Raw genomic sequence first — 3,782 nt, forward strand, 5'->3', positions numbered from 1 at the left:
GGTCGAGAACGGTCAGAAGGTCGCAGCTGGTGACGTGCTTGCACGTATCCCGCGTGAAGGTTCGAAAACCCGTGACATTACCGGTGGTCTGCCGCGTGTTGCCGAATTGTTCGAAGCCCGTAAACCGAAAGAACACGCAATTATCTCGGATATCCCGGGTCGCGTCGAATTCGGCAAGGACTACAAGAACAAGCGTCGCGTCGTGGTTCACCCGCTCGAAGACTCGGGTCTGACCGAACCGGTCGAATACCTGATCCCGAAAGGCAAGCACCTTGCCGTTCAGGAAGGGGACTTCGTCGAACAGGGCGACCAGCTTCTTGATGGTTCACCGGTTCCGCACGATATTCTGCGTGTTATGGGCGTTCCGGCACTGGCAGATTACTTGGTCAACGAGATCCAGGAAGTCTACCGTCTGCAGGGCGTGAAGATTAACGACAAGCACATCGAAGTCATCGTACGTCAGATGCTGCAGAAAGTGGAAATCACCAAGCCGGGTGACACCACGCTTCTGGTTGGCGAAATCATTGACCGCGTTGATTTTGATGCCGAAAACGAACGTGCTCTTAAAGAAGGCGGCGAACTGGCCGAAGGCGCACCGGTCCTCCAGGGGATCACCAAAGCCTCGCTCCAGACGCACTCCTTCATTTCGGCCGCGTCGTTCCAGGAAACCACGCGCGTTCTTACCGAGGCAGCTGTCTCGGGCAAAACCGATACCCTTATCGGTCTGAAAGAGAACGTCATCGTGGGTCGTTTGATCCCGGCTGGTACCGGCGCGGTGATGAACCGCTTCCGTGCACTGGCTGCCGAACGCGACAAAACGGTACAGATCGAGGCAGAAGAGGAAATCGGCGACAACTTCGGTCCGCAGTCCGATGCCGACACCGCTACCCTGCCGGCAGGCGAATAAGTTCGTCGCGCCAGACAGTTAAAAGAATCAGAAACGAGCCGGACTCTTATCGACGCACCGGCTCGTTTCGGCGTTTGAAGCGCCAACTCGAAGGCCCAGAGGGTTTTGCTTGACGCAAAAGGGGGCCGTCACTAGTATGCGCCCACCGAATCTAGGGGGGTGTAGCTGTGCCGGTGCCGTTTTGTGCGGTAGCGGGCGGTTTTCGCCCCCCATCGCTTGAGTGCGACTCTGACGGCCGTCGAGGCAGGAACTCCTGCTTTTATGGGCGTCCGCGCGTGTTTTTGTAAAAAATACAAAGACGCGTGGTCGCTCGTCGTGCGTCGATAAGAGCAGCGCCCTAGTGGCGTCCGTTAAAGTAAAAGGGAAAGTTAATGCCCACTATTAACCAGTTGATCCGCAAAAAGCGGACTCCGCGCACCCAGCGCGATATGGTTCCGGCACTGGAAGCATGCCCGCAGAAACGCGGCGTTTGCACCCGTGTCTATACCACCACCCCGAAGAAGCCGAACTCGGCACTTCGTAAGGTTGCTCGTGTTCGTTTGACCAACGGCTACGAAGTAACTTCTTACATTCCGGGTGAAGGCCACAACCTGCAAGAACACTCCGTCGTCATGATCCGCGGCGGCCGTGTAAAAGATTTGCCGGGTGTGCGTTACCACATCATTCGCGGTACCCTCGATACGCAGGGTGTCAAAGACCGTAAACAGCGTCGTTCGAAATACGGCGCGAAGCGTCCGAAATAAGGAGCAGCTCAGATGTCACGTCGTCACGCTGCTGAAAAGCGCGAAGTTCTGCCTGATGCCAAATATGGCGATAAGGTTCTGACTAAATTCATGAACGGTCTGATGCTGGATGGTAAAAAATCCGCAGCTGAAAAGATCGTTTACGGTGCCCTGGAAGTTATGGAAGGCAAGGGTGCAGACCCGGTTGCCCAGTTCCACGAAGCCATGGATAACGTGAAGCCGAACGTCGAAGTTCGTTCACGCCGTGTTGGTGGTGCTACCTACCAGGTTCCGGTTGAAGTTCGTACCGAGCGTCGTCAGGCGCTGGCCATTCGTTGGCTGGTTGACGCAGCTCGCAAGCGCTCCGAAACCACCATGGTTGGTCGTCTTGCCGGCGAACTGATGGACGCAGCCAACAACCGTGGTTCGGCCGTCAAGAAACGCGAAGACACCCACCGTATGGCTGAAGCCAACAAGGCTTTCGCTCATTATCGCTGGTAACCCAGACCTCAAGATCAAGAGTCGATTATGGTAAAACGCACTCCGATCTCTCGGTATCGTAACATTGGCATCATGGCACACATTGATGCTGGTAAAACGACGACCACCGAGCGAATCCTTTTCTACACCGGCAAGTCCTATAAGATCGGCGAAGTCCACGACGGCGCCGCGACCATGGACTGGATGGAACAGGAACAGGAACGTGGCATTACGATTACGTCTGCTGCGACGACCTGCTTCTGGAACGACCACCGTGTCAACATCATCGATACCCCGGGCCACGTTGACTTCACCATTGAAGTTGAACGTTCGCTGCGTGTTCTCGATGGTGCCTGCGCTGTATTCGATGCCGTTTCCGGTGTTGAGCCGCAGACCGAAACCGTTTGGCGCCAGGCTGACAAGTACCACGTTCCGCGTATGTGCTTTGTCAACAAAATGGACCGTACCGGTGCGGACTTCTTCCGTTGCGTCGAAATGATCAAGGAACGCCTTGGTGCCAATGCCGCTGTCATGCAGCTGCCGATCGGTGCCGAAGGTGATTTCGAAGGTGTTGTCGATCTCGTTCGCAACAAGGAAATCGTCTGGAAAGACGAAAGCCTTGGTGCAGAGTTCGAATACCGTGACATTCGCGACTCCCTCGCTGATCAGGCCGCTGAATACCGCGAAGCCCTGATCGAGCAGGCAGTCGAGTGTGACGAAGAAGCTATGGAAGCTTACCTCGAAGGTGAACAGCCGAGCGAAGAGAAGCTCAAAGAGTGCATCCGTAAGGGCACGATTGCTGGCGAACTTGTTCCGGTCCTTCTTGGTACCGCGTTCAAGAACAAAGGCGTTCAGCCGCTTCTCGATGCTGTTGTCGACTACATGCCGGCACCGGACGACATCGACGATGTTCGTGGCGTTAAGCCGAACACCGAAGACGAGCCCGATAGCCGTCCGCTGACCGACGAAGCACCGTTCTCGGCACTTGCGTTCAAGATCATGAGCGACCCGTTTGTCGGCTCTCTGACCTTCGCGCGTATCTATTCGGGTGTGCTCGAAGCAGGCTCCTACGTTATGAACTCTGTCAAAGAGAAAAAAGAACGTATCGGCCGCATGCTTCTTATGCATTCGAACAACCGCGAAGAAATCAAATACGCTTGCTCGGGCGACATCGTTGCTCTGGTTGGTCTCAAGGACACCACCACTGGTGATACCCTTTGCGACCCGGCCAAGCCGATCATCCTCGAGCGCATGGAATTCCCGGATCCGGTTATCGAAATCGCTGTTGAGCCGAAATCGAAAGCCGACCAGGAAAAAATGGGTCTCGCCCTGGCACGTCTTGCTCAGGAAGATCCGTCGTTCCGTGTTAAATCCGACCACGAATCCGGCCAGACCATTATTTCCGGTATGGGCGAGCTTCACCTCGACATTCTTGTCGATCGTATGAAGCGTGAATTCAAAGTCGAAGCAAACGTCGGCGCGCCGCAGGTTGCTTATCGTGAAACCATCTCGAAGTCGGTCGACATCGACTACACCCACAAAAAGCAGTCGGGTGGTTCGGGTCAGTTTGCACGTATCAAGTTGACCTTCACCCCGGGCGAACCGGGTTCGGGCTTCTCCTTCACCGATACCGTTGTTGGCGGTAACGTTCCGAAGGAATACATCCCGGGTGT

The 3,782-nt window shown here is 55.4% G+C and carries 3 protein-coding genes and 1 pseudogene; all 4 read left to right on the top strand.

The annotated features are described in order from the left end of the window. Window positions 1-907, top strand: a pseudogene (locus tag B2R48_RS17365) (DNA-directed RNA polymerase subunit beta'); the annotation flags it as partial. A gap of 371 nt (window positions 908-1,278) precedes the next feature. Further along, window positions 1,279-1,650 carry a 30S ribosomal protein S12 gene (rpsL, locus tag B2R48_RS17370; RefSeq protein ID WP_008892339.1) on the top strand — a complete coding sequence of 124 codons (372 nt, stop codon included), beginning with the start codon at window positions 1,279-1,281 and terminating at the stop codon, window positions 1,648-1,650. 12 nt (window positions 1,651-1,662) lie between these two features. Next, complete coding sequence (gene rpsG / locus B2R48_RS17375; RefSeq protein ID WP_062955413.1) at window positions 1,663-2,130, top strand: 30S ribosomal protein S7; 468 nt, start codon at window positions 1,663-1,665, stop codon at window positions 2,128-2,130. 27 nt (window positions 2,131-2,157) lie between these two features. Beyond that, a partial coding sequence (fusA, locus tag B2R48_RS17380) for an elongation factor G (RefSeq protein ID WP_297003042.1) occupies window positions 2,158-3,782 on the top strand: 1,625 nt, incomplete at its 3' end.

The sequence above is a fragment of the Thalassospira sp. UBA848 genome (assembly GCF_002295455.1).
In the GTDB taxonomy this organism is placed as follows: domain Bacteria; phylum Pseudomonadota; class Alphaproteobacteria; order Rhodospirillales; family Thalassospiraceae; genus Thalassospira.

Bases quoted from the DNA above. Each gene is read 5' to 3' on its own strand.
- rpsL (WP_008892339.1), top strand. From the start codon at position 1,279: ATGCCCACTATTAACCAGTTGATCCGCAAAAAGCGGACTCCGCGCACC.
- rpsG (WP_062955413.1), top strand. From the start codon at position 1,663: ATGTCACGTCGTCACGCTGCTGAAAAGCGCGAAGTTCTGCCTGATGCC.